Source organism: Halomonas sp. V046, from assembly GCF_052645355.1.
This window is the reverse complement of the sequence record NZ_JBQXYF010000001.1, coordinates 372,144-394,650: the sequence shown is the minus strand read 5'-3', so window position 1 is coordinate 394,650 and position 22,507 is coordinate 372,144. Positions and strand designations below refer to the sequence as shown.

Genomic DNA, 22,507 nt, shown 5'->3' with positions numbered 1-22,507 from the left:
GCCAGCGCCGAGACGCCGATCGATGGCACGCCCTCCTGGCCGTCAGCACAGTGCCAAGGGGACCTCCTGGGCCTCGAAGGCGAGCAGCCACTGCTTGCGCCCGATACCGCCGGCGTAGCCGGTCAGGCGGCCATTGCTGCCGATCACTCGGTGGCAGGGCACGATGATGGAGATCGGGTTGCGTCCGTTGGCGGCACCCACGGCGCGCTGGGCGCCCTTGCGACCCAGGCCCTCGGCGATCTCGGCGTAGCTTCGCGTCTCGCCGAAGGGAATCGTGGTCAGGGCCTGCCACACCTGGCGCTGAAAGTCGGTGCCCTGGGCATCGAGGGGCAGGTCGAAGTCGCGCCGATCGCCGCCGAAGTACTCGTCGAGCTGGGCACGGCAGGCCTCGGTCCAGGCGTTGGGGCGGGGGACTTCATCGGCGTCGCGCGCCTCGATGAAGTCGAGTCGGGTGATCCCTGTGGCGCTGGCTTCGATGCGCAGTGCGCCAAGGGCTGCCGATTGCGGAGGGTGATAGATGTCCAGGCCCGCCTTGGTATCGCGGTCAGGTGTCTGGGTGCTGGTCATGATCGAGACTCCATAGGGTAAGCATCAGATAGCTGCGCCAGGGCGCGGCGCGCTCGGGGTCGATGTCGGGTGATCGCTTCAGGGCACGGCGGATGCCGGCATCGCCGGCCAACCAGATATCCGGGGCCGAGCGGCCGCGCAGGCTGGCGTAGCCAAGCGTCCAGGGCCCCATCCCTTTCACGCCGTCATCGCCTTCCCGAGGGGTGTCCTGGCCCAGGGGACCGTGGCCGTGAGTCGCCACCTGAGCGGCCGCCAGCCGGCGCAGGGTCTGTCGACGACTGTCCGGCATGCCGAGAAACGCCAGGTCGCTCGCGGCGATGGCGGCGGCCTCGGGAAAGTGGCGACCACCGCCCGCGGCCGGGGCACCGAGTGCATCGACCAGGGTCTGGGTCAGGCGCCGCGCCGAGCCCAATGTCACCTGCTGGCCGAGCACGGCACGCACCGCGGCCTCGAACGGCGACCATAGCCCGGGTAGGCGCAGCCCCGCCACCGGCGATAGCGTCGGAATCGCGTCCTTGAGGTGCGCAGCGATGACGTCGCTATCGGCGTCCAGGTCCAGCACTCGGCGCAGATTGGCGACGACCGGCGCCAGCAGGCGGGGCTCACTGAGCCACAGCTCGACGCGAAAGGCATGGCGATCGGGCAGGTGGTGAGCGGCGAAGCGCCCGGTCGCCGAGCCCCAGCGCAGGTGGCGACCGAAGGCGTCATCGGTGACCCACTCGAGCCCCTCGATGGCGCGCCGAGCCAGATAGTCGCGCAGGTGGGCCCAGGCGTATGGCGGCCGGTACGACAGGGTCAGGGTCAGTCCGGCGTCGGCGTCGGTCTTGGCGTCGGTCTTGGCCTTGCGATCGCGGCGGCGGATCTCCCGGGGCGCGAGACCGATGCGCCGATGAAAGGCGTCGTTGAAACGACGAATGCTGGCGAAGCCACTGGCGTAGGCGATCTCGGTGATCGGCAGGTGCGTCTGGTGCAGGAGCTGCTTGGCGAACAGGCACTGGCGGTGCTGGGCGTAGGCCTTGGGCGACACGCCGAAGCGGCGTTGAAACAGGCCGCGCAAATGACGCTCGCCGATGCCAAGGCGTTCACACAGCGCGACCACGGAGCCGTCACTCAGTGCCCCTTCCTCGATCAGCTTGAGGGCTCGGGTCAGCGTCGTGTCGGTGCCGCGCCAGGCCGGCGAGTCCGGGGCGCTGTCCGGGCGACAGCGCAGGCAGGGGCGAAAGCCGGCCTCGGCGGCGGCGAGGGACGTGGCAAAATAGCGTACGTTTTTCTCCAGCGGCGGCGTCGCCGGACAGATCGGGCGACAGTAGATGCCGGTCGTGCGCACGGCGACGAAGAAGCGCCCGTCGAAGCGCGGGTCCCTGGCCAGGCGGGCCCGGCGGCACTGCTCGGGGGCAAGCCCCGGGGGCGCGCTGGTGGCGGTGTGTTCGGTGGTGGCCATGGGGGCCTCCCTGACGGGCCAAAGGACGTTATGCTGGGGGAGCCGGGGCTCGCTGCCTTGCCCAGGGCCCCGTGCGTCGCTTTGCACAGTGTAGGCCCGTTCCCGTGTCGGACTGGCCACAATCGGCACTGGATGCTGCTCTTGTCCTGAACACCGACGGGCGCTGCCCGCTACCGGAGACCGTCATGTCGCTCCCCTTGACTCGGCATAATCGTCCGCAGCAGCTGCTGGATGCCATCGACGCCGCCAACGCGGGACTTGACGCCGACGACCGCGCCGCCAAGTACCACAAACTGGCCGAGTCGCCCTATGGGTTCTTTCGTGGCACCAATCACCTTTACTGGGCCGATGTCTGGCATGACTGGCGCTTCGCGCTGTTTGGCGGCCTGCCCGAGACCCAGACCTGGCTGCAAGGCGACGCCCACGCCTATAACTTCGGCGCCTACGGCCACCACGATGATCGCGTCCGCTACGGCATGGACGACTTCGACGATGCCCTGATCGGCGACTACCAGTATGACCTGTGGCGGCTGGCCATCAGCGTCGTGCTCGACGCCCAGGAAAGCGTCGGGCTGTCGCACAAGGGCATTCGCCGCGCGCTCAAGCACCTGGTGCAAAGCTACCACGCCGAGGTCGGCGCTCACCTGCGTGGCGAGGTGCCCGAGTCGGTCAGCGTCGAGACCGCCAAGGGGCCGCTCAAGCCGTTCATGGACAAGGTCGAGCGCAAGGAGAGTCGCGCCAGGATGCTCGCCAAGTGGACCGAGATGACCGAGCACGGCCGGCGCCTGAAGCGCCCGGGCAAGCTCGCCAACTTGCCGGCGCATCTGGACAGCCAATTGCGCAAGGCGATCAATGAGGCGTACCGCCAGACCCTCACCGGAGAGCGTGAGGAGGCTAAGGACGCCCACTTTCGTATCAAGGACACCGCCCGACGCCTGGCGGCGGGCACCGGCTCGCTTGGACTCGATCGGTTCTATGTCCTGATCGAGGGCGGCAAGGACCATGAACACGATGATGTCATTCTCGACGTCAAGCATCAGCCGGGGCCGGCCGGCGCGGCGCTGATGAACGGCCAGGAGAAACGTGCCTGGCACATGACCTTCCCCCACGAGGGCGCGCGCCACGCGGCGGCCTTTCGAGCCATCGCCGAGCATCCCGACATCTACCTGGGCTGGCTGCACCTGAAAGGTGCCGGCAAGGCCCAGGACGACAAGGTATTTTCGGTGCGCGAGCGCTCGCCGTACAAGACCGATTTTCCGAGCCACAAGGTCGCCGGTGGCAAGCAGTACCGGCAGGTGGTCAAGCAGTGGGGCCGGATACTGGCCCGCGAACACCTGCGCGGCGCACGCGCCCTGCACCCGGACGATCCATCACGCTTTGCTCGTGCGGTCGCCAAGCGGGTCGACGGACGCATGGACCATGCCATCGAGCTGGTGACTACCCTGGCCGTGAGCTACGCCGAGTGTGTCGCCCAGGACTACCGGACGTTCGTTGAGGCACGCGGCCTGGCCTAAGCCAGGGGCGGGGCCTGGTCAACCATGCGGCACGGTCTGGCCTAAGCCAGGGGCGTTGCCTGGTCAACCATGCGGCACGGTCTGGACTGAGCCAGGGGCGTCGCCTGGTCAGCCAGGGGCGAGGCCCGCTCATCGCGGATGCTTGTCAGACGCCGGCGGCGCCGTCGCCGGCTGGGGCGAGTGAGCCGCTCCTGACGGGTCCTGGTGGCGGTAGGCCTTGGCCAGGACGCGATCCATCATCGTTCGGGTCAGCCCCGGCAGGTGGCGCATGCCGAAGACGGCGAGGCGCGTGCGGCGCCCAGGAACGATCAGGAAATCGTCCTTGGCAAGCCCCGCCAGGGTGTCACGCGCGATGGCTTCCACCGTGGCCTTGGGGATGGTCAGGGTCTGGGCGCGATTTTCCGGCGTCCGGTTGGCCTCCAGAGCATCGACCATCGGCGAGTCGAATTCGCCCGGGCAGACCAGCTGCACGCGCACGCCCTGGGGGCTGAGTTCGTAGCGCAGCGATTCGCTCAGGCCGACCAGGGCGTGCTTGGCGCTGCAGTATGGGGTGTAGCCGAAGACGCCGGTGAGGCCCGCCACCGAGGCGATGTTGATCAGGCGCCCGCGGGAACTCTTGAGAAAGGGGAGTGCCGCGCGGGTGGCGTTGAGCAGGCCGAAGAAGTTGATCTCCATCACCTCGCGAAAGTCCCGGGTCTCCAGGGCCTCGAAGTAGCCCTCGCGCAGGATGCCGGCGCTGTTGATCAGGGCGTCGATGCCGCCGCGGGCTTCGCCGAGGGCGGCCAGAACGCGAGCGGTCTCGGCCTCGTCGGTAATATCGAGCGCGGCGAGATGGACGCGGGCGTCGGGCGTGCCGTCCAGCAGTCGCGCCTTGGCGGCCTCCAGTCGCGTCGTATCGCGTGCCACCAGGGTGACAATGGCGCCGTCATCGACCAGGCGCTCGGCCAGGCTCAAGCCGAGCCCGGACGAGCCGCCGGTGATGACCACGTGTTTGTCGGTGAACATGGTGCAGCCTCCTCAGTTGTTGCCGCGCGTCGCGGCGCGCGGGAGAGTCGTGATCTGGTGCGGTGCGTCGAAGCGCTGCCCGGACTCGGGGCCCGGGCAGCGAACATCATTCACCGCTGCTGGCGCGGGTCGCCGCCGGGGCGGGGACCGCGGAGGTGACGATGGGAAAGGTGGGCGAGAAGTCGTCCATCAGCGAGAACAGGCGGGCCAGCACCTGGACGTCGCCGTCGGTGCCGACGTTGCCGGCCGCGATCTCGGTGCCGAGACTGGTCTGGCGCAGCAGGACCCGATCGAGCACGTCACGATCCAGGGTCAGGCTCAGGTCGGCCGGAACGGGGACGCGGTCGCTGGCATCGCCTGTGGTATCACTGGTATCGCCGGCGGCACCCGCGGTGTCGGTGAGCTGGCGATAGCGCAGCACCGAGTTGGCCAGGGTCAGGCGCATGTCGCTTGCCCTGGCGCCGGAGAAGTGCCAGTCGATAGTGAGTCGCACGCCGTCGGCGGCAGGGCCGTTCAGGCGCACCGCCAATAAATCGAAGACCTGTTCGATGGGCAGGGCCCTGAGCATGTCCGGTGATGCCGTGGTCACGGCGTTGGCGGTATCGATGCCGTTTCTCAGCTCCCGGGTACCGTTCAGGTAGATGTTGCGCCAGGGCCCGGATTCGGTCTGATAGCCGAGCTGTTCGAAGATATCGGCCTGCAGCTCGAGCGCCTCGCGGTTCTCGGGCTGGGACATGACCAGGTGATCCAACAGCATCGCCGCCCAGCGATAGTCGCCGGCGTCGAAGGCGTCTCGGCCCTTGGCCAGCACGGCCGCGGCGCCACCGAGAGCGTCGACGTAGCGCTCGCCCGACTGGCGCGGCGGCAGCGGATCGAGTGTCGCCGGATTGCCGCTCCAGAACCCCAGATAGCGCTGGTAGATGCCCTTCGCATTGTGTTCGATGGTGCCGTAGTAACCGCGATTGAACCACTCGTTGGCCAGACTCGGCGGCACCTCGATGGCCTCGGCGATCTCATCGCGCTTGTAGCCCAAGTTGGCCAAGCGCAAGGTCTGGTCGTGGAGGTACTTGAGCATGTCACGCTGCTTTTCGATCGTATCGCGAACGTTTTCCTGGCCCCAGCGCGGCCAGTAGTGGGAGGTAAAGATCAGGTCCGAGCGGTCGCCGAACAGCGCCAGGGTCTCATCCAGTGCCTTCGACCAACCGAGGGCATCGCGGACCTGGGCGCCGCGCGGGGTGAGAATGTTATGCAGCGCGGCATTGACGTTTTCGGCGCCCATCAGCGCGCGCTGCTCGGGGAAGTAGAACATCATCTCGGCGTCGGCCTCGGCCGAGGGCGTGAGCTGGAACTCGATATCGACGCCGTCCACGGTCATCGTCTGCCCGGTTCGGGTGACGTCCTCGGTGGGTTCGATCAGGGTGAAGGTGCCCCGGGCGACGCCCTTGCCCAGTCCGTTGTCGACCTGCTGGCGTGGCCCGCGAGGCAATCCCATGGCGTGCATGTACTGCGAGCGCCGGCTCATGGTATTGCCAAGCAGGACCATTTCGCTGGCGACGTGCTCCATGAAATGCGCAGGGGCGATGACCCGCACCTCGCCCGCGTCCACCTGCTGCTGGGAAATAACCCCCTTCACCCCACCGAAATGATCCGGGTGGGAGTGAGTGTAGATGACCGCACTGACCGGGCGCTCGCCGAGCTCGGCGTTGACCAGGGCCATGGCGGCTTCGGCGGGTTCGGTCATGGTCATGGGGTCGATGACGATCCAGCCGCTGTCGCCGCGGATCACGCTCATGGTGGTCAGGTCGAAGCCACGCACCTGATAGATGCCGTCGGTGACCTCGTAGAGCCCCGGGGTATTGTTGAGCTGGGCCTGGCGCCACAGGCTCGGGTTGACCGTGTCCGGTGCATCACCCTTGAGAAAGTCCTGGTAGACCGCGACGTCCCACACCACGTGGCCGTCGGCGCCTTCGATCACCAGGTCCGGGGTGGCCTTGATCAGCCCGCGACTGGCGTCGTCGAAGTCGGCGCGATCGGAGAAGTCCAGTTCATCGTGCACCGCCGCGTTGGCGGCGCGGGTAGCATCGGTGGCGGGTTTCGGGGCAATGATGTCCGCGGCACCCCGATCCTGGTGCTGGGAGGGCGGTTGAGACGGAGATTGGGCGTTGGCATGGCTCGGCGCGGTGGCGCCGGCCAGGCCAATGGCGACGGTGAGCAGTGACGCGGCGAAGGGCAGACGGGTCATGGGGTTTCCTCGGTGGTCATTGTGGTTGTGGGGGGCGTCCCGGGGGATGTCATGGCTAGAAGCTCACGCCGACGCTGGCGGTGATGAAGTCAAAGTCGGTATCGGCGTAGGGGGAGTTGCCCGTGCCCGACCAGGTCACTTCGGCGTGGTAGCGATCCAGGTAGTCGGCCTTGAGGCCGAGGCTTCCCAGCAGGCGGTCCTCGACGAAGTTGAGGTCGTAGGACCAGCCCGAGACGTCGTGGCCGAACAGGGCGTAGGGCGACAGCGTCAGACCCGGCATGACGTTCGGGTAAATCAGTTGACCGCGGAGCCGATAGCCCCAGGAGAAGTCGCTGGCGTAGCCATCCCCCGAACAGCCACGGTCGCGATACTCGGGGTTGGCGGCGGCGAGCTCGCAGCCGGCCTGGCTGCCCTGGGACAGGTCGGTGCCGAATTGATCGCCTTTGGTGTAGCGGCGGTCATCCAGGCTCGGCAGGTCATGGACGTACTTCATGCCGACTTCCCCGACCAGCACCAGAGCCTTCGATCCGAGCACGCCGGGCACGGGCTGGATGGCGCCGAGTGTCAACTGGGACACGTCGTAGCGGTCATAGCCGCGGAAGGTGCCGGCGGGTGCCGTTGCCGCGGCATCCTGGGCCAGAGTGATGTCCTCGCCGATGACGTTGGACAGAAATTCGGGGTCGGCGATAAAGGCGGCGATCAGGTCCGAGGTGGCCAACTGCAAGGGTTGGTCGTGACGGAAGCTGTATTCGCCGAAGACCTGGGTCGCCTGACCGAATTTGGTGTGAAGGCCTAGCCCGAAGACCTGGATATCTTCGGGATAGTCGGCGAAGTAGCGCATGTTGCGGTCGCGGTCGTAGCTTGAGTCCGTCGGCGGCCGCCAGCCCGGTGACAGGCCGACATCATTGGCCTCGGTGTAGCTGTCGGAGATCACGCTGGCGTAGGGGCGCCGGGAATGGATATTCATGGCGTAGGCCGAGACGGCGGTGTCGTCGCTTGGTGCATAGGTCAGCGAGACGCCGAACTGGCCGGCGTCGTGGGGGGTGTTATCCGGGCCTCGGTCGACGTACAGATTGTTGGCGTAGGCGACGCGATCATTGGGTCCCTTGGGCACGGCGCCGCTGCAGCCATCGGCGATGTAGTCATAGGAACTGAAGGCGGTGCCACAGCCATCCAGCACCGATTTGTCCCAGTCGAGTTGGTAGAAGGCGCCCACCTGCCAACGCCTGTTCAAGGCGAACTCGGCGGACAGCAGCGTCGTCGCCAGGCGCAGGTTGTCGCCGGGCATGCGCAGGGCCGCCGGGCGGTAGGGGTTGATGGTGTTGATGCCGTTGATGAAGAACTTGCTCTCGCCCCAGGGCAGGTACTGATCGCCCAGGGTCAGCCTGAGGTCATGATCGGCGATGTCGAAGGTGCCGTAGACATAGGCCTCGGTAAAGGTGGTGCCCTTGAAACGCGATAGGCGGTGGTAGTTGTGATCATCGAGAGGCTCGTTGCGCTCGTAGCCATTGGCCAGGCTGCCGAAAGGCACCTCGTGGTTTTCCTGGTAGGCGTCGTACCAGGCCTTTCCGGCGATGCGGGCGCCGAAGTTGCGATACTCGAGGTCGAGCTGCGTGGTGAAGATGATCGGGGTCGAGGTCAGCTCACGCTCTGAGTAGTTGGCCCGTCCGTCGTCGATATCGCGGCCGCCGGTCGGGTTGTAGCCGCTGGCGCCAGGATCGGCGGTGGCGGCGTTGCCTTGAAACAGGTCGTCGCGATCGGCGGATTCGGCGCTCCAGATGGCGCCGGCGGTCAGCGAGCCCGAGAGCGTCGCCTTGACCTCTCCGGTCTCAAACTCCAACGCCAGGGCGGTGGGCGCGCCAAGCGCGAGATAGGCCGGCAACAGGCAGGTGGCCGTGGCCGATAGCGCACGGCAGGAGGGCGCGGTCTTGGCGGTCTTGGCGCCGGGACCGGGTGATCGGGCACGAAGGTATCGGCGCGCAGGGCAAGCGTGCGCGAGGCGGGGCGGTGTCATGGCGTAGTCCCTTATTGTTTTCGTCCATCCGGCAAGGGACGATGTCGCCTGCCGGTGTGGCTGGGGCCTATCGTTTCAGGCTCATGTCGTTGTCGTTGTCGTTGTCGTTGTCGTAAGTATCGGACGGCGGCGCCGAGTGTTGCTGTCTGCTCGTTCTCCTGTGTCGCTTTTCTGTTCGGTCGCTCGTCCGTTCGGTCGCTCGTTTTGCTCGTCGTCGGTCGGTGGCTCACATCGGCTCATATTGGCCCAGGTCGGCTCACATCGGCCCAGGTCGGCTCACATCGGCCCAGCCGCATCGGCGTCTTGCCCCTCTCGCCCCTCTCGCCCCTGGCCCCTGCTAACGTGACGGGCCAGGGTGACGGGCTAGAGTAGCGGTCGCCGTCACTGCCAGCGGCAGGGCACCGGAAAGGCGGCGAGGTGTGCCTTGAGCGTTTCGAGGTCGGCCGGCTTGGCCTCGCCCACCGTCAGGACCGCGACCAGGCCGAGCTTGGGGTCCTGTTCGACGTCGACCCGCACGGAGTTCGGGCCGAGAATCGACTCTGCGCTGGCACGGTAGACGCGCTTGACCGCGTCCTGCCTCAGGGCGGGTTTGAACACCTTGCCCACCGCGGTCAGCGGAATGGCGTCGAGGATCCAGATATCCTTTGGCAGCGCCGCCTGCTCGGCGATATGCGCGCGGCAGTGGGCCTTGAGCTCCTCGACACCGACCGTGCGACCGGGCTGCAGGCTGACATAGGCCACCGGCAGCTCGCCCACCCGGTCGCAGGGCTTCCCGACTGCGGCCGCCATCTGCACGGCCGGGTGGCGATAGAGCGCGTCCTCGATCATCAGAGGGTCGATATTGTGGCCGCCACGGATGATCAGGTCCTTGGAGCGACCGGTCAGCCACAGATAGCCGTCGGCGTCGCGGCGGGCCAGATCGCCGGTGTTGAACCAGTCACCATCGACCCAGATGCCGCGGTTCTTGGCCTTGTCGGTGTACCCCGCGAAGACGTTGGGACCACGAATGATCAGGCTGCCAATCTCGTCGATCTCGCAATCGCGCACCCGTTGCCCGGCGTCATCGAGCATCACGACGCGGGCGCCGGTGTAAGGCAGCGGCAGGCCCACCGAGCCGGTGCGGCGCTCGCCCTCCAGCGGGTTGGCCATGCTGCCGCAGGTGCCTTCGGTCATGCCAAACCCCTCGATCAGCGGCAGCCCGGCGAGTTCCTCGAAGTGGCTGTGCACGGCTCGCGGCAGGGGAGCCCCGCCACTCAGTGCGCTTTTGAGCGAGGAGATGTCGGCCTCGTCGACGGGCAGCTCGAGCAGGCGGGAAAAGATCGCCGGCACCCCGCTGAAGAAGCTGACCCGGTGGTGCTCGACGACCCTCCAGAAGTTCTCCATCAGCGCCGGCGTGCGGAACCCAGCGGGCGTTGCCAGCAGGATTTCGGCGCCGATAAGCAGCGGCAGAAGGCCCGTGATCAGCACCGCGTTGACGTGGAACAGCGGCAGGCCACAGAGAATCACCGCCCGTTCGTCGTGGCGAAACAGCATCTGCATCATCGCCGCGTTGGCCACCTCGTTGGCGTGGCTGTGAGGCGCGAGCTTGGGGGTTCCGGTGGTGCCTCCGGTGTGAAAGAGCGAGGCGATATCGTCAGGTGCGATGCGCCGACCGCTGGTCATGGCGTCGTCGGGGGCTCGGTCGAGCAGGTCGTCGAAGTCTTCGCACCAGTCATGGCTCGGCAGCGGCTGCGCCTTACGCACGCTGGCGGCCTGTTCGACGGTCATGAAACGCGTCGCATCGACGTAGAGCACGCGCTCGAGGCTTGGCACCTGCTCGATGAGGCCCTCGACCTTGTCCCAGATGTCGCTGCCCGGGAAGGGCGCCAGGGCGACCAGGACTCGGGTGCCGGCGGCGTTCATGATGGCGGCGATATGTTCGGGTTCGAGCAGCGGGTTGATCGGATTGACGATGCCGGCGGCCTCGGCCCCCCACAGCGTGACCTGGGTCTGGGGCAGGCTCGGGAGCAGAAACGACACCACGTCCTGGGGGCCGATACCCAGCCCATGGAAGGCGTTGGCGGCCTGGATGATGCGTTGCCACAGGTCCTGGTAGCGATAGGCGATGCCATCTTCCTCGGATCGCCCTTCGAACAGGAAACGCAGGGCGATGCGCTCGGGGAAGCGCGCGGCCGATGCCTCGATCAGAGCCGTCGTGCTTGTGGGCAGCGCCAGCGCTTCCCAGGGGGTGGCTTCGATGGTGCGCAGGCTCTCGGCGTCACGAATCCGTGGGAATCTGGCGATAGTGTCGAGGAGGACGTCGACCATGCAAACTCTCCTGAAAAAGGGCGAATCGGGGGATACGTCCAGCACCTAGCGTGCAATCCACTGCATCACGGCCAGCACCTTGTCGGTGGTGGTGGTGTAGGGCGGTGTCAGCAGCTTCATGGTGTCGATGACGCCTTGGCGATACACCGGGCGCAGCTTGGAGAAGTTCATGAACCCATCGCGGCCGTGGTAGTGGCCCATGCCGCTGGCGCCGACGCCGCCGAAGGGCATGTCATGCTGGCCGACGTGAAGCAGGCAGTGATTCACCGATACGCCGCCGGACAGGATGCGAGAGATGTAGGCATCGCGGGTCTCGGCGTCCCGGGTGAACGGGTAGAGCGCCAGCGGACGAGGGCCGCGATTGACGTACTCGATGACCTCCTCGCGGTCGCGATAGGTCTTGATCGGCAGCACGGGGCCGAAGATCTCTCGCTGCATCACCACCATGTCGTCGCTGACATCGAGCAGCAGCAGCGGGGGAAACTTGCGGGTGGCGGCGTCGCCGCGCTCGTCGTCGGTCAAGAACACCACCCTGGCGCCTTTGGCCTTGGCATCGTCGACGGTGTCCCACAGGCGCTGGTAGGCCACCTCATCGATGATCGAGGTGTAATCGGCGCTGGTAAGGTCCGGATAGCGCTGGGTCGCCAGGCGGCGGGCGAGGGCGACGAACGGCTCGACGCTTGACTCGGGCACAAACAGGTAGTCCACCGTGGTGCATATCTGGCCGGCATTGAGGAGTTTCCAGAACATCAGACGGCTGGCGGCGATGGACAGGTCGAAATCCGGGGCGATGATGGCGGGGGACTTGCCGCCGAGCTCCAGGGTCACTGGGGTCAGGTTGTCGGCGGCACTGGCCATCACCTTGCGTCCGGTGGCGGTGGATCCGGTGAACAGCAGATGATCGAAGGGCAGGCGCGAGAAGTGCGGTCCCACCTCGCCGTCGTCTTCGATGAAGACGAGCTTGTCTTCGGGCAGGTACTGGGGGCTGATCTCGGCCAGCAGGCGCGTCAGGCGTCGCGAGCGATCCGACATCTTGACCATGGCGCGGTTACCGGCGGCGAAGATGCCGACCAGGGGCGCGATGCTCAGGTTGAGTGGGAAGTTCCAGGGCACGATAACGCCGACCACGCCCAGTGGCTGTGGAATGACGCGATTGACCGCGCCCGGGTACAGCGTCAGGTCGACCTTGCGGCGCTGGGGTTTCATCCATCCTTTCAGGTGCTTGATCGCATCCTTGATATCGCCGAGAACCACGACGAATTCGCAGAACAGGGTTTCCTGGTTGGAACGGTTGCCGAAGTCATCACAGATCGCCTGCACGATGGCCTGCTGGTGGTCCTGCATCATGCGCGACAGCGCCTTGAGGCTCTCGATGCGCTCTTTAGCATTCGGCATCGGGGCGGCCAGGTGGGCTCGGCGTAGGCCGTCCAGCTGCGCACTGAGGCATTCGAAGCGGTCGGTGGATGGCGTGAGCAGAGCGTTCATGCGTTGACTCCAGGGGCAGATGGGGACGCCGACGAGGCGTCGAGGGGATGCCCTGCCCCGTCGTTGGCGCGATCGGTGACGATGGCGGCGTGGAGGTCACCGCTGCCGGTCAGGTGTGACGTCATTCCCGGCAGCGGTTCGCTGAAGGACACCGGCGTGATGGCCTCGGCGCGGCCCTCGTCGAACACGGGTTCCTTCGACCAGGCGTACTCGCTCAGGGCGAGAATGGTCAGAGAGGGATTGACGCCCAGGTTGCCGGGAATCAGCGAGCCATCGATGACGCGCAAGTTGTGGTAGCCGAACACCTGGCCGCGTTCATCTACCACGCCGTTGTCGGCGTCGGTGCCGATGGCGACACCGCCCATGAGGTGAGCGGTACTGGGGGCGCCGGTCAGCACCTCGGTGGCGACGTTGCCGGCATCGCCGCCGCCGGCGGCCTCGACGTAGTGACGGGCGGCCTCGTGGGCAATCGGAAAGTAGTTCGACAGCGCGCGATCGTCCTTGTCCTGGTACACCGACCAGGTCGGCCGGAAGAGGGCATACCAAGGTCGCTTGGTGTTGACGTGGACGAAGGTGTCACGGGTCTGCATGACCAGAAAGATGATCGAGTGTCGTGCCTTGCCTATCGGATTGAGCATGCGCAGCGTCGTTAGCGGCTGGCGCAGGATGTTGATCAACATGCTCACCGGTCGTGGAATGCCGCCCTGGGCATCGGTCAGCGGAACGGCGCTCTGCAGGGCGAAGGTGGCATCGCCGTAGCGCGGGAAGCGATTGATCTCGATGCGGGTTTCGTCATCGGGATCGAACATCGAGGTGATGGTCGGGCCTTCGCAGATGTCTTCTGGCACGCCAGTTTTGTTGGAAAACTTGGCGGTATTGACGATCAGGGTCTCGGAGTTGGTGCGGATCTGGCGGCCGAGTTGGGAGGAAATGGCCGGCAGCGTCTTGTCGACGTCTCGGGCCTTGAGCAGCATCGGAATGCTGCCGAAGACGCCGGCGGATACCACCACGCCCCGGGTCCTGATGCGATAGGGTTTCTTGAACAGATGCGCCGTGGAGGATCGCACCGTGACCTCGTAGCCGGCGGAGCCATCGCGCTTGCCCTCGGCATCGGGCAGGGGCTCGATGCGCGTCACCTCGCTTTCGGCGCGGATTTCCACGCCGTTGCGTTCGGCGAACCACAGGTAGTTCTTGGTCAGGGTGTTCTTGGCGTTGTGGCGACAGCCCATGGTGCAGCCGCCGCAGTAGCGGCAGCTGTTGCGCTCGGGGCCGCTACCGCTGAAGTAGGGGTCGCCGCGCTCGCCGCCACTGACGTCACCGGGCGTCTCCGGGAACAGCACCCCGGTATTGACCGTCTGGTAGGTGTCTTCGCGTCCCATTCGACGCGCGGTTTCCCGCAGTGCCTCGTCGGCGGCGTTCTCGTACTGGTTGCGGGTGACGCCGATCATGCGCTGAGCCAGGCCGTAGTAGGGCAGCAGGCGAGCCTTCCAGTCCGGATGGACCCGTGTCCAGGCCTCGACGCCGAAGACTTCGTCCTTGGGAATCAGGTGCACATTGGCATAGACCAGGGAGCCGCCACCCACGCCGACCCCGTGAAGAGCGGTGATCTTTTGCGTCAGCGTCACCTGCAGGTTGCCGGTCAGGCCGATGGCGGGCGCCCACAGAAACTTCTTCAGATTCCAGGAATTTGAAGAGAATTCCTCGTCCTTCCAGCGTCGGCCCTTCTCAAGCACCAGCACCCGATGCCCTTTTTCGCTCAGGCGCAGGGCACTGCAAGCGCCGCCGAAGCCTGAGCCGATGACGATCTGGTCGTAGTCGAATGCGTTGTGCGGGGAAGCGGCGCGGTCATCGCCGACGGCCCTGTTGTTGCGGGCGTGACCGTCGTCGATCGTCGTGTCTTGGGTTCGGTCGTAGTCTGTGGCCATGGCGTGTCACCTGTCGTTGTTAAGTCCTGGTGCGGTCAAAGGCGGCTCGGGTCGTGCCTGATGATGTAGCGTCAGAGTAAAGGACCCTGAGGCAGCGGAGTTGACCGATCGCGCATGATTTTTGACACATCACGCAATATTGGCACTTTCCGTCTTATGCTTTCGTCGCCATTGGGCGGGACTTTCGCCCATGACGCGTTTGAAACTGCGGGTCAGGGCGCTTAGCTGGCTGTAGCCGACCAGCTCGGCGATCTCGCTCAGGCTCAAGTCGGTGTCGAGCATGTAGGTTCGGGCAGAATTCATGCGGCCACGGTCGAGTAGCTGCTGAAAGCTCAGCCCGCGGTGGGCCAGGCGGTCCTGTAAGGTGCGTGGCGGCACCGCCAGGGCACCGGCGACTGCATCGAGGGTGACCTGGTCCAGTGGCAGCAGGTTGGAAATGATCCATAACACCTTGTCTTCGATATCCCCCCACTGGTGGTGGCGCATCAGCGAATTGATCAGGCGCCGGAGTGCTGGGCTTCCGCCGGCGATGGAATGATCCAGGCAGGCTCGATCGAAGACCAGGGCGTTGTCGTCATGATGAAAGCGCAGCGCGGTGTGCAGCAGGCGGGTGTAAGGCTCGATGTCACGCGGGGCGTCGCCGACGAGGTAGGCGGCACGGAAGGTGAGCGGTTCGCCGTAGAGGAAGGTGATGATGTTGAACGCACCCATCAGCGTATTGTCATTGTGCTGACGCGAAAGCAGTGTCTGCCCCGGGACGCGATAGGTGAAGTGATAGACGGCCTGGTCCCCGGCCTCTTCGAGACGCACGTCCAGGCCCTGGACGTGACGGCCGATCTCTTCTGCGACGGTGGTCAGCGCCTCGCGCATGGTGGCGCATTGCTGAATAAGTAGCCCCACCATGCCGAGCATTGAAATGTTCTGATGTCGGCCAAGCAGGAGACCGAAGTGCTGGCAGCCGCTGGCCATGGCGCCGAGTTCCAGCAGGTCGATCTTGGTGGTGACCGGGATCAGTCGGTCGGGGCGATCGAGATAATCCACCGGCAGACCGAGATCGGCCAGCACTCGTTCGCCATCGACGCGATACTCCGCCAGCAGGGCGGAATAGCCCGTCAGTGCGGCGGCGCGAACCATTGGCTGCATGCACGATCTCCTCGTGATCTTGGGACCCGGGGGCGGAACGTCGTGAATGGTAAGGAGCGGTGTCGACGCTGGCGACGATTGGATCGTCGACGGTGCCCGTCACATCAGTATACCCGCCGTCGACGGACCTCGGTGACTGGACCGATGGGGTAGGCGCGTGACTTGGTGTTGTACGAAAACGGCGCCCCGGGGGGCGCCGTGGATGGGGATGATATGGGCCAGTGGCGGGTGTGAACAATGGCGCGACGACAGCGGTGACGTCAGCGGGGCTCGGCTATCGGCTTAGCTATTGGTTCAGTTATTGGCTTAGCTATTGGCTTAGCTACTGGCTTAGCTATTGGTTCAGTTATTGGCTTAGCTATTGGCTTAGCTATTGGCTTAGCTATCGGCTTAGCTATCGGCTTAGCTATCGGCTTAGCGATTGGTTCAATTATTGGCTTAGCTATCGGCTCGCCTGGTAGGTCTCCTTGTAGCGCTCGCGCAGCTGGTTCTTCTGCACCTTGCCCATGGTGTTGCGCGGCAGGTTGTCGGTGAAGAACACGCGCTTGGGCTGCTTGTACTTGGCCAGCTTGTCGCTGATGGCGGCGATGATGCTAGCCTCGTCGAGGCTGGCGTCTGGCTCGGGGACCACGACGGCGGTGACGCCTTCGCCGAAATCCGGGTGCGGCAGGCCGATGACCGCCGATTCGACCACGCCGTCGAGCTCATCGATGTGGCCTTCGATTTCCTTGGGATAGACGTTGTAACCGCCGGAGATCACCAGGTCCTTGTCGCGGCCGACGATCTGCACGTATCCGCGTTCGTCGATGATTGCCAGGTCCCCCGTGATGAAGAAGCCGTCATCGAGCAGCTCCTCAGCGGTCTTCTCCGGCATTCGCCAGTAGCCCTTGAAGACGTTGGGACCACGGACTTCGAGCATGCCGATGTCGCCCTGGGGCAGCGGCTCGTGATTCTTGCCTTCGCGGTCGGTGATGCGCACTTCCACCCCCGGCAGGGGCGTGCCCACGGTGCCGGCGATACGATCGCCGTCATAGGGGTTGGAGGTGTTCATGTTGGTTTCGGTCATGCCGTAGCGCTCGAGGATGGCGTGGCCGGTGGCCGCTTCGAAGTCCTGATGGGTCTCGGCGGTGAGTGGCGCCGAACCGGACGTGAACAGGCGCATCGTCGCGCAGGCCTCCCGGGTCAGGCGGGAATCCTTGAGCAGCCGGGTGTAGAAGGTCGGCACTCCCATCATGGTGGTGCCCTGGGGCAGCTCATCGAAGATCACGTCGGCGTCGAATTTCGTCAAGAAGCGCATCGAGGCACCGGACAGTAGCACCACGTTGCAGGCCACGAACAGGCCGTGGGTGTGGAAGATCGGTAGGGCATGAATGAGGCGGTCGTTCTCGCTGAACCGCCAGGCTTTCACCAGCGATGCGGCATTCGAGCCCAGGTTGTGGTGGCTGAGCATGGCGCCCTTGGAGCGCCCCGTGGTGCCCGATGTGTAGAGGATCGCGGCCAGGTCATCGGCGCTGCGCTCGACGGCCTGTGCGAGCGGCGTGGCGGCAGCGGCGGTGGCCATCAGGCTGCCATCGGCGTCGCTGCCCAGGGTCACGACGCGGGCGCCGCCCGAGGCGGCGGCGACCTTTTCGGCGGCATCAATTGCCGCCGGACGGCAGACGAACAGGCGCGGCTCGGCGTCGCCCAGGAAGTAGGCGATTTCATCCGGCGTATAGCCGGTGTTGAGCGGCAGATACACGCCGCCGACCTTGAGGCAGGCAAGATACAGCAGGATCGCCTCGGGGCTCTTGTCGACCTGGACCGCAACCCGGTCGCCAGGGACGACGCCGAGCTCCTTGAGGGCACCGGCCAGGCTCGCGGCCTGGTCGAGCGCCTCGCGGTAGGAGTAGTCGCGCCCTTCGCGGGTGGTGATAAAGGGGGCGTCGGCACGCTCGTGCATGCGCCGCGCAAAGGTCGCGAACAGGTTATCGTTCATGTGACGGGGTCTCCCTTGAAGTGTGGTCACGCATGCGCCGCGCAAAGCTCGTCAATAGGTGATCGGTCATGTGACGGGATCTTCCTTGACGTGGGGTCACGCATGCGCCGCGCAAAGCTCGTCAATAGGTGATCGGTCATGTGACGGGGTCTCCCTTGAAGTGTGGTCACGCATGCGCCGCGCAAAGTTCGTCAATAGGTGATTGGTCATGTGACGGGATCTTCCTTGACGTGGGGTCACGCATACGCCGCGCAAAGCTTGCCAATAGATGATCGGTCATGTGACGGGATCTTCCTTGAGGTGCTTGCGGGCGCGTCGGCGAAGGTCGCGCACGCTGGACGAGCAGGCCACCTTGCCGTCGGTGGTGAACTGCTCGTGGTTGCGTTCGATGTCGTCGGGGACGTAGAGATAATTGACCATCAGCCCGGCGGCGCCAGCGAGTCCCTTGCGTGAGGTGTCGCCGAGCCAGTTGATGCGGTGGAGTTCGGCACCGTTGCCCAGGTGAAAGCGGGCCACCGGATTAAGCGGCCCACCGCGACGACCCTTCTCGACGGTCAGGTAGTGGGCCGCCAGGGGTTTGATCACCTCGCCCAGGGTCTTGGCTCGCTCGGCGTCGTGGGACCAGCCGTCGCGGTCCAGCGCGGTCAGTGTCTGACGTGACTCCTCGTCGAGGCGGCTATCGGCCGTGGAGCGCTCGGCGTCGAGCCAGGCGCGAAAGCCTGGCACCGGGGATAGCGTGACGAAGTTCTTGAGCCCAGGCAGCTCGTGCTTGAGCTCCTGGACGACCTGCTTGATCAGGAAGTTACCGAAGGAGATGCCGCGCAGCCCGGTCTGACAGTTGCTGATGCCGAAGAAGGCGGCGCTGTCAGCCTCGAGATCCTCGATGGGTTGGTGGTCGGCGTCCAGGATCGGCTGGATGCGTTCCGGCAGGCCCTTGGTCAGTGCGACCTCGACGAAGATCAGCGGTTCGTCGCCGATCGCCGGGTGAAAGAACGCAAAGCAGCGCCGGTCTCGGGCGTCGAGCCGCCGGCGCAGGTCGTTCCAGTCACAGATCTCGTGGACCGCTTCGTAGCGGATGATTTTCTCCAGCACCGCCGCCGGGGTGTTCCAGTCGATGCGTTTGAGGACCAGAAATCCGCGGTTGAACCAGGACGTGAACAGGTGGGCGAAGTCGGCATCGAGGGCGGTGAGCTCGGGGTCGTCCCGCAATCGCGACAGCAGATCCTCGCGCATGCGCACCAGCTCGTAGGTGCCTCCAGCGGTCAGGTTCAGCCGCCGCAGCAGCTCCTGGCGCTCGGGCTCACAGGTGTCGAACAGGACCTGCAACTCACCATTGCCGCGGGTCGCTCGGTAGGTCTGGTAGGCGCTGTCGATGGCCTCGGGATCGGCGGCAAAGTCCTCGGTCAGGCAGTGAAAGAAGCGTGTCTTCTCGTCCTCGGAGAGGCCGGCGTAGCAGTCCAGGGCACGGCTTGCCAGGCTGATGCTGGACGCCTCGCCATCGCTGGCGAGCAGCGCCCGACAGGCCTTGACCACCTGGCCGTGGTCGATCGGTGGGCTTCCCGTTCGGCGCCGCAATAGCGCGTCGCGCTGGGTAATGTTGCTGAAAAGTTCCTGAAGAAAGCTCATGTTCATGCTCAGCGGCTCCTGGGCGTCGGGCGGGGACCTGCCCCTGGTGGCATCGGGCCGGGATCATCCGGCGCTATCCATGATCAGGTCCGGCAGCCAGGTGGCGATGCCGGGAAAGAAGCACAGCAGCACGATACCCAGCACCATGCACAGGGCGTAGGGCAGGCTGCCGAGCAGGATGTCGCGCAGGGCGATGTCCGGGGCGATGCCCTTGATGATGAACAGGTTCAGGCCGACCGGTGGGGTGATCAGGCCGATCTCCAGGTTGATCGTCAGGATCACCGCAAACCAGTAGGGATCGAAGTTCGCCGCCAGGATGATCGGCAGCAGAATCGGCGCCGTCATCACGATCACCGCCACCGGAGGCAGGAAGAACCCGGCGACCAGCAAGAAGACGTTGATGATGCCCATCAGGACCCAGCGATTGACCTCGAGCGCCGCGATGGATTCGGCCACGGTCTGGGTAATGAACAACGACGACAGCGCATAGGCGAAGATCTCGGCGCAGGCGATAATCAGCATGATCATCACGCTCTCGCGCAGAGCGTCGCGCATGATGACGGTCAGCGGTTTCACCTGCCACATGCGGTAGACGATGATGGCCAACGCCAGGCACAGGAAGGCGCCGGCGCCGGCGGCTTCCGAGGGCGTTGCCACGCCGCCGTAGAGGGCGAACAGGATGCCGCTGACGACCACGAGAAACGGCAGTACTCGGACCAGCGCCTTGAGGTTGTTTTCGACGTTGTCCTTGACGTTGTCCTTGAGCCGGGCGGCGGCTTCGGCCACCGGATTGGGCGCGTGATAGCCGCCGGCCATCTGGCAGGCGATCAGCGTCCAGGCCATGAACAACAGCGCCAGCATGATGCCGGGCAGGGCGCCGGCAATGAACAGGCGGCCGATGGAGGTCTCGGTGGAGATGCCGTAGACGATCATGGTGACCGACGGTGGGATCAGGATGCCGAGGGTGCCACCCGCGGCCACACAGCCTGCCGCCACGCCATCTGGGTAGCCGCGCTTGCGCATCTCGGGGATGCCGAGCTTGCCGATGGCGGCGCTGGTGGCCGGTGACGAACCCGATAGGGCGGCGAAGATCGAACAGGCGCCGATATTGGAGATCGCCAACCCTCCGGGCACCTTGCCGAGCCACAGGTCCAGCGAGCGGTATAGATCGCGGCCGGTGGGGGAGGAGGCCACCGCTGCGCCCATCAGGATGAACATCGGAATGGCGACGAAGCCAAATGAGGCCAGGCTGCCGAAGAAGGTCTCGCCGAAATAGGTTAGTTCGCTGATGCCTCGGTCCATGACCAGGGCGGCCAGGGAGACACCGCCCAGGGCAAAGGCGATGGGCGTGCCGATGGCCATCAACACGAACAGGGCGGAGACGATAAGGATGCCACTGGTGACGGGGTCCATCAGCGCGCTCCTTGAAGAATTTCGGCCACGTACTGCACGGCGAGCAGCGTGGTGCCGATGGCCATCGGGGCGAGCGCGGGCCAGAGCGGTGGGTTCCATACCGTTCCGGTGGTCCAGCCGCCGTGCCAGGCCTCGAGCAGGTACAGCCAGGCGCCGTAGGCCAGGGCCACGCAGAAGGCCAGGCCGACCAGGGAGGCTACCAGGTTCATGAGCCAGCGGGCCTTTCCGGTCAGGGCGTCGGGCAGCACCGTGACCGCGACCTGGCCGCCGGTCATGAGCACATAGGGCGAACCGAGCAACATGGCGCCGGTGATAGAGAAGATGGCGAACTCGGTCTGCCAGGTGGTGCTCTGGCCCAGCGCGTAGCGGGTGAAGATCATATGGCAGACAGCCAGTACGCCGAGCACGAGCAGCGCACCGGCGATTACCGCGGCGCCGATCGATAGCCGGTCCATGGTGCGGCAGAAGCCGCCGACCAGACCGCTGGCTTCGTTGCGCTGCGCTCGTGGCGCGTCCTGGCTGGGGGGGGAATGAGACATGGGGCCTCCGTGGGTAGCGCGAATGCCGCGCAGAGGACGATCGCCATTGCCTGGCGATTTGCGTGGACGTTGGGGCGACGATGCGCCGCCCCGACCCGGCTGTGCGGCGCCTACTCGACGCTGAGTGCGGCGTCGATCAGCGCTTGGCCGTTTTCCACGTTCTCGGCGAAGCTCTTGTAGGCACTTTCCTGGGCCACGTCGAGCCAGGCCTGGTAGTCCTCTGGTGACATCTGCACCACCTCGACGCCGTTTTCGGCGAACACGTCCGCCATCTTCTGGTCGAGCTCGGCGGCTTCGCCGGCGAAGTACGCCTCGGCCTTCTCGCCGGCTGCGGTGAGCGCCTGCTGCTGCTCTTCGGTGAGGCCCTGCCAGCTTTGCTCTGAGATCAGGATCGGCTCATACATGAACCACAGGGCGTTTTCGCCGGGAGCCGTCAGGCACGATACCTGCTCGTAGATGCGATAGGACACGAAGGATCCCGAGGACGTGTTGGCGCCGTCCAACACGCCGGTCTGCATGGCGGTGTAGATTTCCGATGAGGGCATCGAGGAGATCGAGGCGCCGGCGGTGGCCAGCATCTCATCGAAGGCCGGACCAGCAGCGCGCATGGTCTGGCCCTTGACGGTATCCGGCGAGGTGATGCACTGCTTGCTGGAGGCGAAGCCACCGGCGAGCCAGGCATCGGCCAGCACCCGGGCGCCGGCGTCTTCGATCACGTCCTTGATCATGCCCATGAACTCGGAGTCGTTGAGGCGCTGGGCGCGCTCGTGGCTGCGCACCAGCCCGGGCATCAGCGTGGCTGAAAACTCCGGGTGGCGGCCGCTGGCGTAGTCCAGCGGTAGCGAGGTCATGTCCAGGCGCCCGCGCACCAAGGCGCCCCACTGCTCCTGGGCCTTGAACAGCGATTGGCCTGGATAGACCTGCAGCTTGAGGTCGACATCCGCCGCCTCCACTTCCTTGGCCATCAACTGAACCATCTCATCGCGTACGTCGCCCTGCCCACCGGGAAACTGGTGGGAGACGCGCAGCACCGTCTCGGCGCTGGCGAAGGAGGAGGCAGACAGCGCGCAGGTGGCGATGGCCAGAGTAAGAGCTTGGCGTTTCATGTGGCGACTCCTGTTGCATTTGTTGTTGTCACGGTGGCCCGTGTTAGATCGGCTAACGCCTGTTGTTCGATGTGATGATCGCGGCGGCATCGCTTCGCACATCCTTCAACACATCGCTTAACAGCATCATCCATGTTGCTCTTCGATATTCATCAGCTAAGCTGATGTATACTTCAATAGCTCTTGTGTATACCAGTGTCAATTC

Annotated in this window: 15 protein-coding genes; 1 reads left to right on the top strand and 14 read right to left on the bottom strand. The window is 65.4% G+C overall.

All coding sequences use genetic code 11. The features are described from left to right. Positions 1-42 precede the first annotated feature (42 nt). Together ACUN9Y_RS01700 and ACUN9Y_RS01695 are read right to left on the bottom strand one after the other, a co-directional pair. On the bottom strand, positions 43-567 hold the full coding sequence (locus tag ACUN9Y_RS01700) for a methylated-DNA--[protein]-cysteine S-methyltransferase (protein WP_445458936.1): 525 nt from the start codon (positions 565-567) through the stop codon (positions 43-45). Then, the gene (locus tag ACUN9Y_RS01695) at positions 545-2,008 is read right to left on the bottom strand and encodes an AlkA N-terminal domain-containing protein (RefSeq protein WP_445458935.1); all 1,464 of its coding nucleotides are present in this window, start codon (positions 2,006-2,008) and stop codon (positions 545-547) included. Before ACUN9Y_RS01695 ends, ACUN9Y_RS01700 begins: the two co-directional genes overlap by 23 nt. 185 nt (positions 2,009-2,193) lie before the next feature. On the opposite strand from ACUN9Y_RS01695, the gene ACUN9Y_RS01690 reads away from it, so the two are divergent. Continuing rightward, on the top strand, positions 2,194-3,522 hold the full coding sequence (locus ACUN9Y_RS01690) for a DUF2252 domain-containing protein (RefSeq protein WP_445458934.1): 1,329 nt from the start codon (positions 2,194-2,196) through the stop codon (positions 3,520-3,522). Between the two features lie 129 nt (positions 3,523-3,651). On the opposite strand, the gene ACUN9Y_RS01685 is transcribed toward ACUN9Y_RS01690, so the two are convergent. The 12 genes from ACUN9Y_RS01685 to ACUN9Y_RS01630 all read right to left on the bottom strand — a co-directional run bounded on the left by ACUN9Y_RS01685 (position 3,652) and on the right by ACUN9Y_RS01630 (position 22,302). Further along, a complete protein-coding gene (locus ACUN9Y_RS01685; protein ID WP_445458933.1) occupies positions 3,652-4,527 on the bottom strand; it encodes an SDR family NAD(P)-dependent oxidoreductase in 876 nt (291 codons plus the stop codon). Positions 4,528-4,633: 106 nt separating this feature from the next. Then, positions 4,634-6,769: an alkyl/aryl-sulfatase gene (locus ACUN9Y_RS01680; RefSeq protein ID WP_445458932.1), complete on the bottom strand. Its 2,136-nt coding sequence runs from the start codon at positions 6,767-6,769 to the stop codon at positions 4,634-4,636. A 55-nt stretch (positions 6,770-6,824) separates the two neighbouring features. After that, positions 6,825-8,783 carry a DUF1302 domain-containing protein gene (locus ACUN9Y_RS01675; RefSeq protein ID WP_445458931.1) on the bottom strand — a complete coding sequence of 653 codons (1,959 nt, stop codon included), beginning with the start codon at positions 8,781-8,783 and terminating at the stop codon, positions 6,825-6,827. 381 nt (positions 8,784-9,164) lie between these two features. After that, positions 9,165-11,090 (bottom strand): acyl-CoA synthetase, encoded by a 1,926-nt coding sequence (locus ACUN9Y_RS01670; RefSeq protein WP_445458930.1) that lies wholly within the window; start codon positions 11,088-11,090, stop codon positions 9,165-9,167. A gap of 45 nt (positions 11,091-11,135) precedes the next feature. After that, entirely contained in the window at positions 11,136-12,575 is a 1,440-nt protein-coding gene (locus tag ACUN9Y_RS01665) for a coniferyl aldehyde dehydrogenase (RefSeq protein ID WP_445458929.1), read from the bottom strand. Beyond that, complete coding sequence (locus ACUN9Y_RS01660) at positions 12,572-14,500, bottom strand: GMC oxidoreductase (RefSeq protein WP_445458928.1); 1,929 nt, start codon at positions 14,498-14,500, stop codon at positions 12,572-12,574. The genes ACUN9Y_RS01665 and ACUN9Y_RS01660 overlap by 4 nt, the downstream gene beginning before the upstream one ends. Before the next feature lie 129 nt (positions 14,501-14,629). Further along, a complete protein-coding gene (locus tag ACUN9Y_RS01655) occupies positions 14,630-15,643 on the bottom strand; it encodes an AraC family transcriptional regulator ligand-binding domain-containing protein (RefSeq protein ID WP_445458927.1) in 1,014 nt (337 codons plus the stop codon). Between the two features lie 442 nt (positions 15,644-16,085). Then, positions 16,086-17,618: a malonate--CoA ligase gene (locus ACUN9Y_RS01650; protein ID WP_445458926.1), complete on the bottom strand. Its 1,533-nt coding sequence runs from the start codon at positions 17,616-17,618 to the stop codon at positions 16,086-16,088. Between the two features lie 276 nt (positions 17,619-17,894). After that, on the bottom strand, positions 17,895-19,250 hold the full coding sequence (locus ACUN9Y_RS01645; protein WP_445458925.1) for a malonyl-CoA decarboxylase: 1,356 nt from the start codon (positions 19,248-19,250) through the stop codon (positions 17,895-17,897). Between the two features lie 57 nt (positions 19,251-19,307). Further along, entirely contained in the window at positions 19,308-20,657 is a 1,350-nt protein-coding gene (locus ACUN9Y_RS01640) for a TRAP transporter large permease (protein ID WP_445458924.1), read from the bottom strand. Next, positions 20,657-21,196 (bottom strand): TRAP transporter small permease subunit, encoded by a 540-nt coding sequence (locus tag ACUN9Y_RS01635; RefSeq protein ID WP_445458923.1) that lies wholly within the window; start codon positions 21,194-21,196, stop codon positions 20,657-20,659. Before ACUN9Y_RS01635 ends, ACUN9Y_RS01640 begins: the two co-directional genes overlap by 1 nt. 110 nt (positions 21,197-21,306) lie before the next feature. After that, the gene (locus ACUN9Y_RS01630; RefSeq protein ID WP_445458922.1) at positions 21,307-22,302 is read right to left on the bottom strand and encodes a TRAP transporter substrate-binding protein; all 996 of its coding nucleotides are present in this window, start codon (positions 22,300-22,302) and stop codon (positions 21,307-21,309) included. Between the last annotated feature and the right edge of the window lie 205 nt (positions 22,303-22,507).

Excerpts from the sequence above, each read along its gene's own strand:
- ACUN9Y_RS01700 (WP_445458936.1), bottom strand. The coding sequence starts at position 567 with ATGACCAGCACCCAGACACCTGACCGCGATACCAAGGCGGGCCTGGAC.
- ACUN9Y_RS01695 (WP_445458935.1), bottom strand. The coding sequence starts at position 2,008 with ATGGCCACCACCGAACACACCGCCACCAGCGCGCCCCCGGGGCTTGCC.
- ACUN9Y_RS01690 (WP_445458934.1), top strand. The coding sequence starts at position 2,194 with ATGTCGCTCCCCTTGACTCGGCATAATCGTCCGCAGCAGCTGCTGGAT.
- ACUN9Y_RS01685 (WP_445458933.1), bottom strand. The coding sequence starts at position 4,527 with ATGTTCACCGACAAACACGTGGTCATCACCGGCGGCTCGTCCGGGCTC.
- ACUN9Y_RS01680 (WP_445458932.1), bottom strand. The coding sequence starts at position 6,769 with ATGACCCGTCTGCCCTTCGCCGCGTCACTGCTCACCGTCGCCATTGGC.
- ACUN9Y_RS01675 (WP_445458931.1), bottom strand. The coding sequence starts at position 8,783 with ATGACACCGCCCCGCCTCGCGCACGCTTGCCCTGCGCGCCGATACCTT.
- ACUN9Y_RS01670 (WP_445458930.1), bottom strand. The coding sequence starts at position 11,090 with ATGGTCGACGTCCTCCTCGACACTATCGCCAGATTCCCACGGATTCGT.
- ACUN9Y_RS01665 (WP_445458929.1), bottom strand. The coding sequence starts at position 12,575 with ATGAACGCTCTGCTCACGCCATCCACCGACCGCTTCGAATGCCTCAGT.
- ACUN9Y_RS01660 (WP_445458928.1), bottom strand. The coding sequence starts at position 14,500 with ATGGCCACAGACTACGACCGAACCCAAGACACGACGATCGACGACGGT.
- ACUN9Y_RS01655 (WP_445458927.1), bottom strand. The coding sequence starts at position 15,643 with ATGCAGCCAATGGTTCGCGCCGCCGCACTGACGGGCTATTCCGCCCTG.
- ACUN9Y_RS01650 (WP_445458926.1), bottom strand. The coding sequence starts at position 17,618 with ATGAACGATAACCTGTTCGCGACCTTTGCGCGGCGCATGCACGAGCGT.
- ACUN9Y_RS01645 (WP_445458925.1), bottom strand. The coding sequence starts at position 19,250 with ATGAACATGAGCTTTCTTCAGGAACTTTTCAGCAACATTACCCAGCGC.
- ACUN9Y_RS01640 (WP_445458924.1), bottom strand. The coding sequence starts at position 20,657 with ATGGACCCCGTCACCAGTGGCATCCTTATCGTCTCCGCCCTGTTCGTG.
- ACUN9Y_RS01635 (WP_445458923.1), bottom strand. The coding sequence starts at position 21,196 with ATGTCTCATTCCCCCCCCAGCCAGGACGCGCCACGAGCGCAGCGCAAC.
- ACUN9Y_RS01630 (WP_445458922.1), bottom strand. The coding sequence starts at position 22,302 with ATGAAACGCCAAGCTCTTACTCTGGCCATCGCCACCTGCGCGCTGTCT.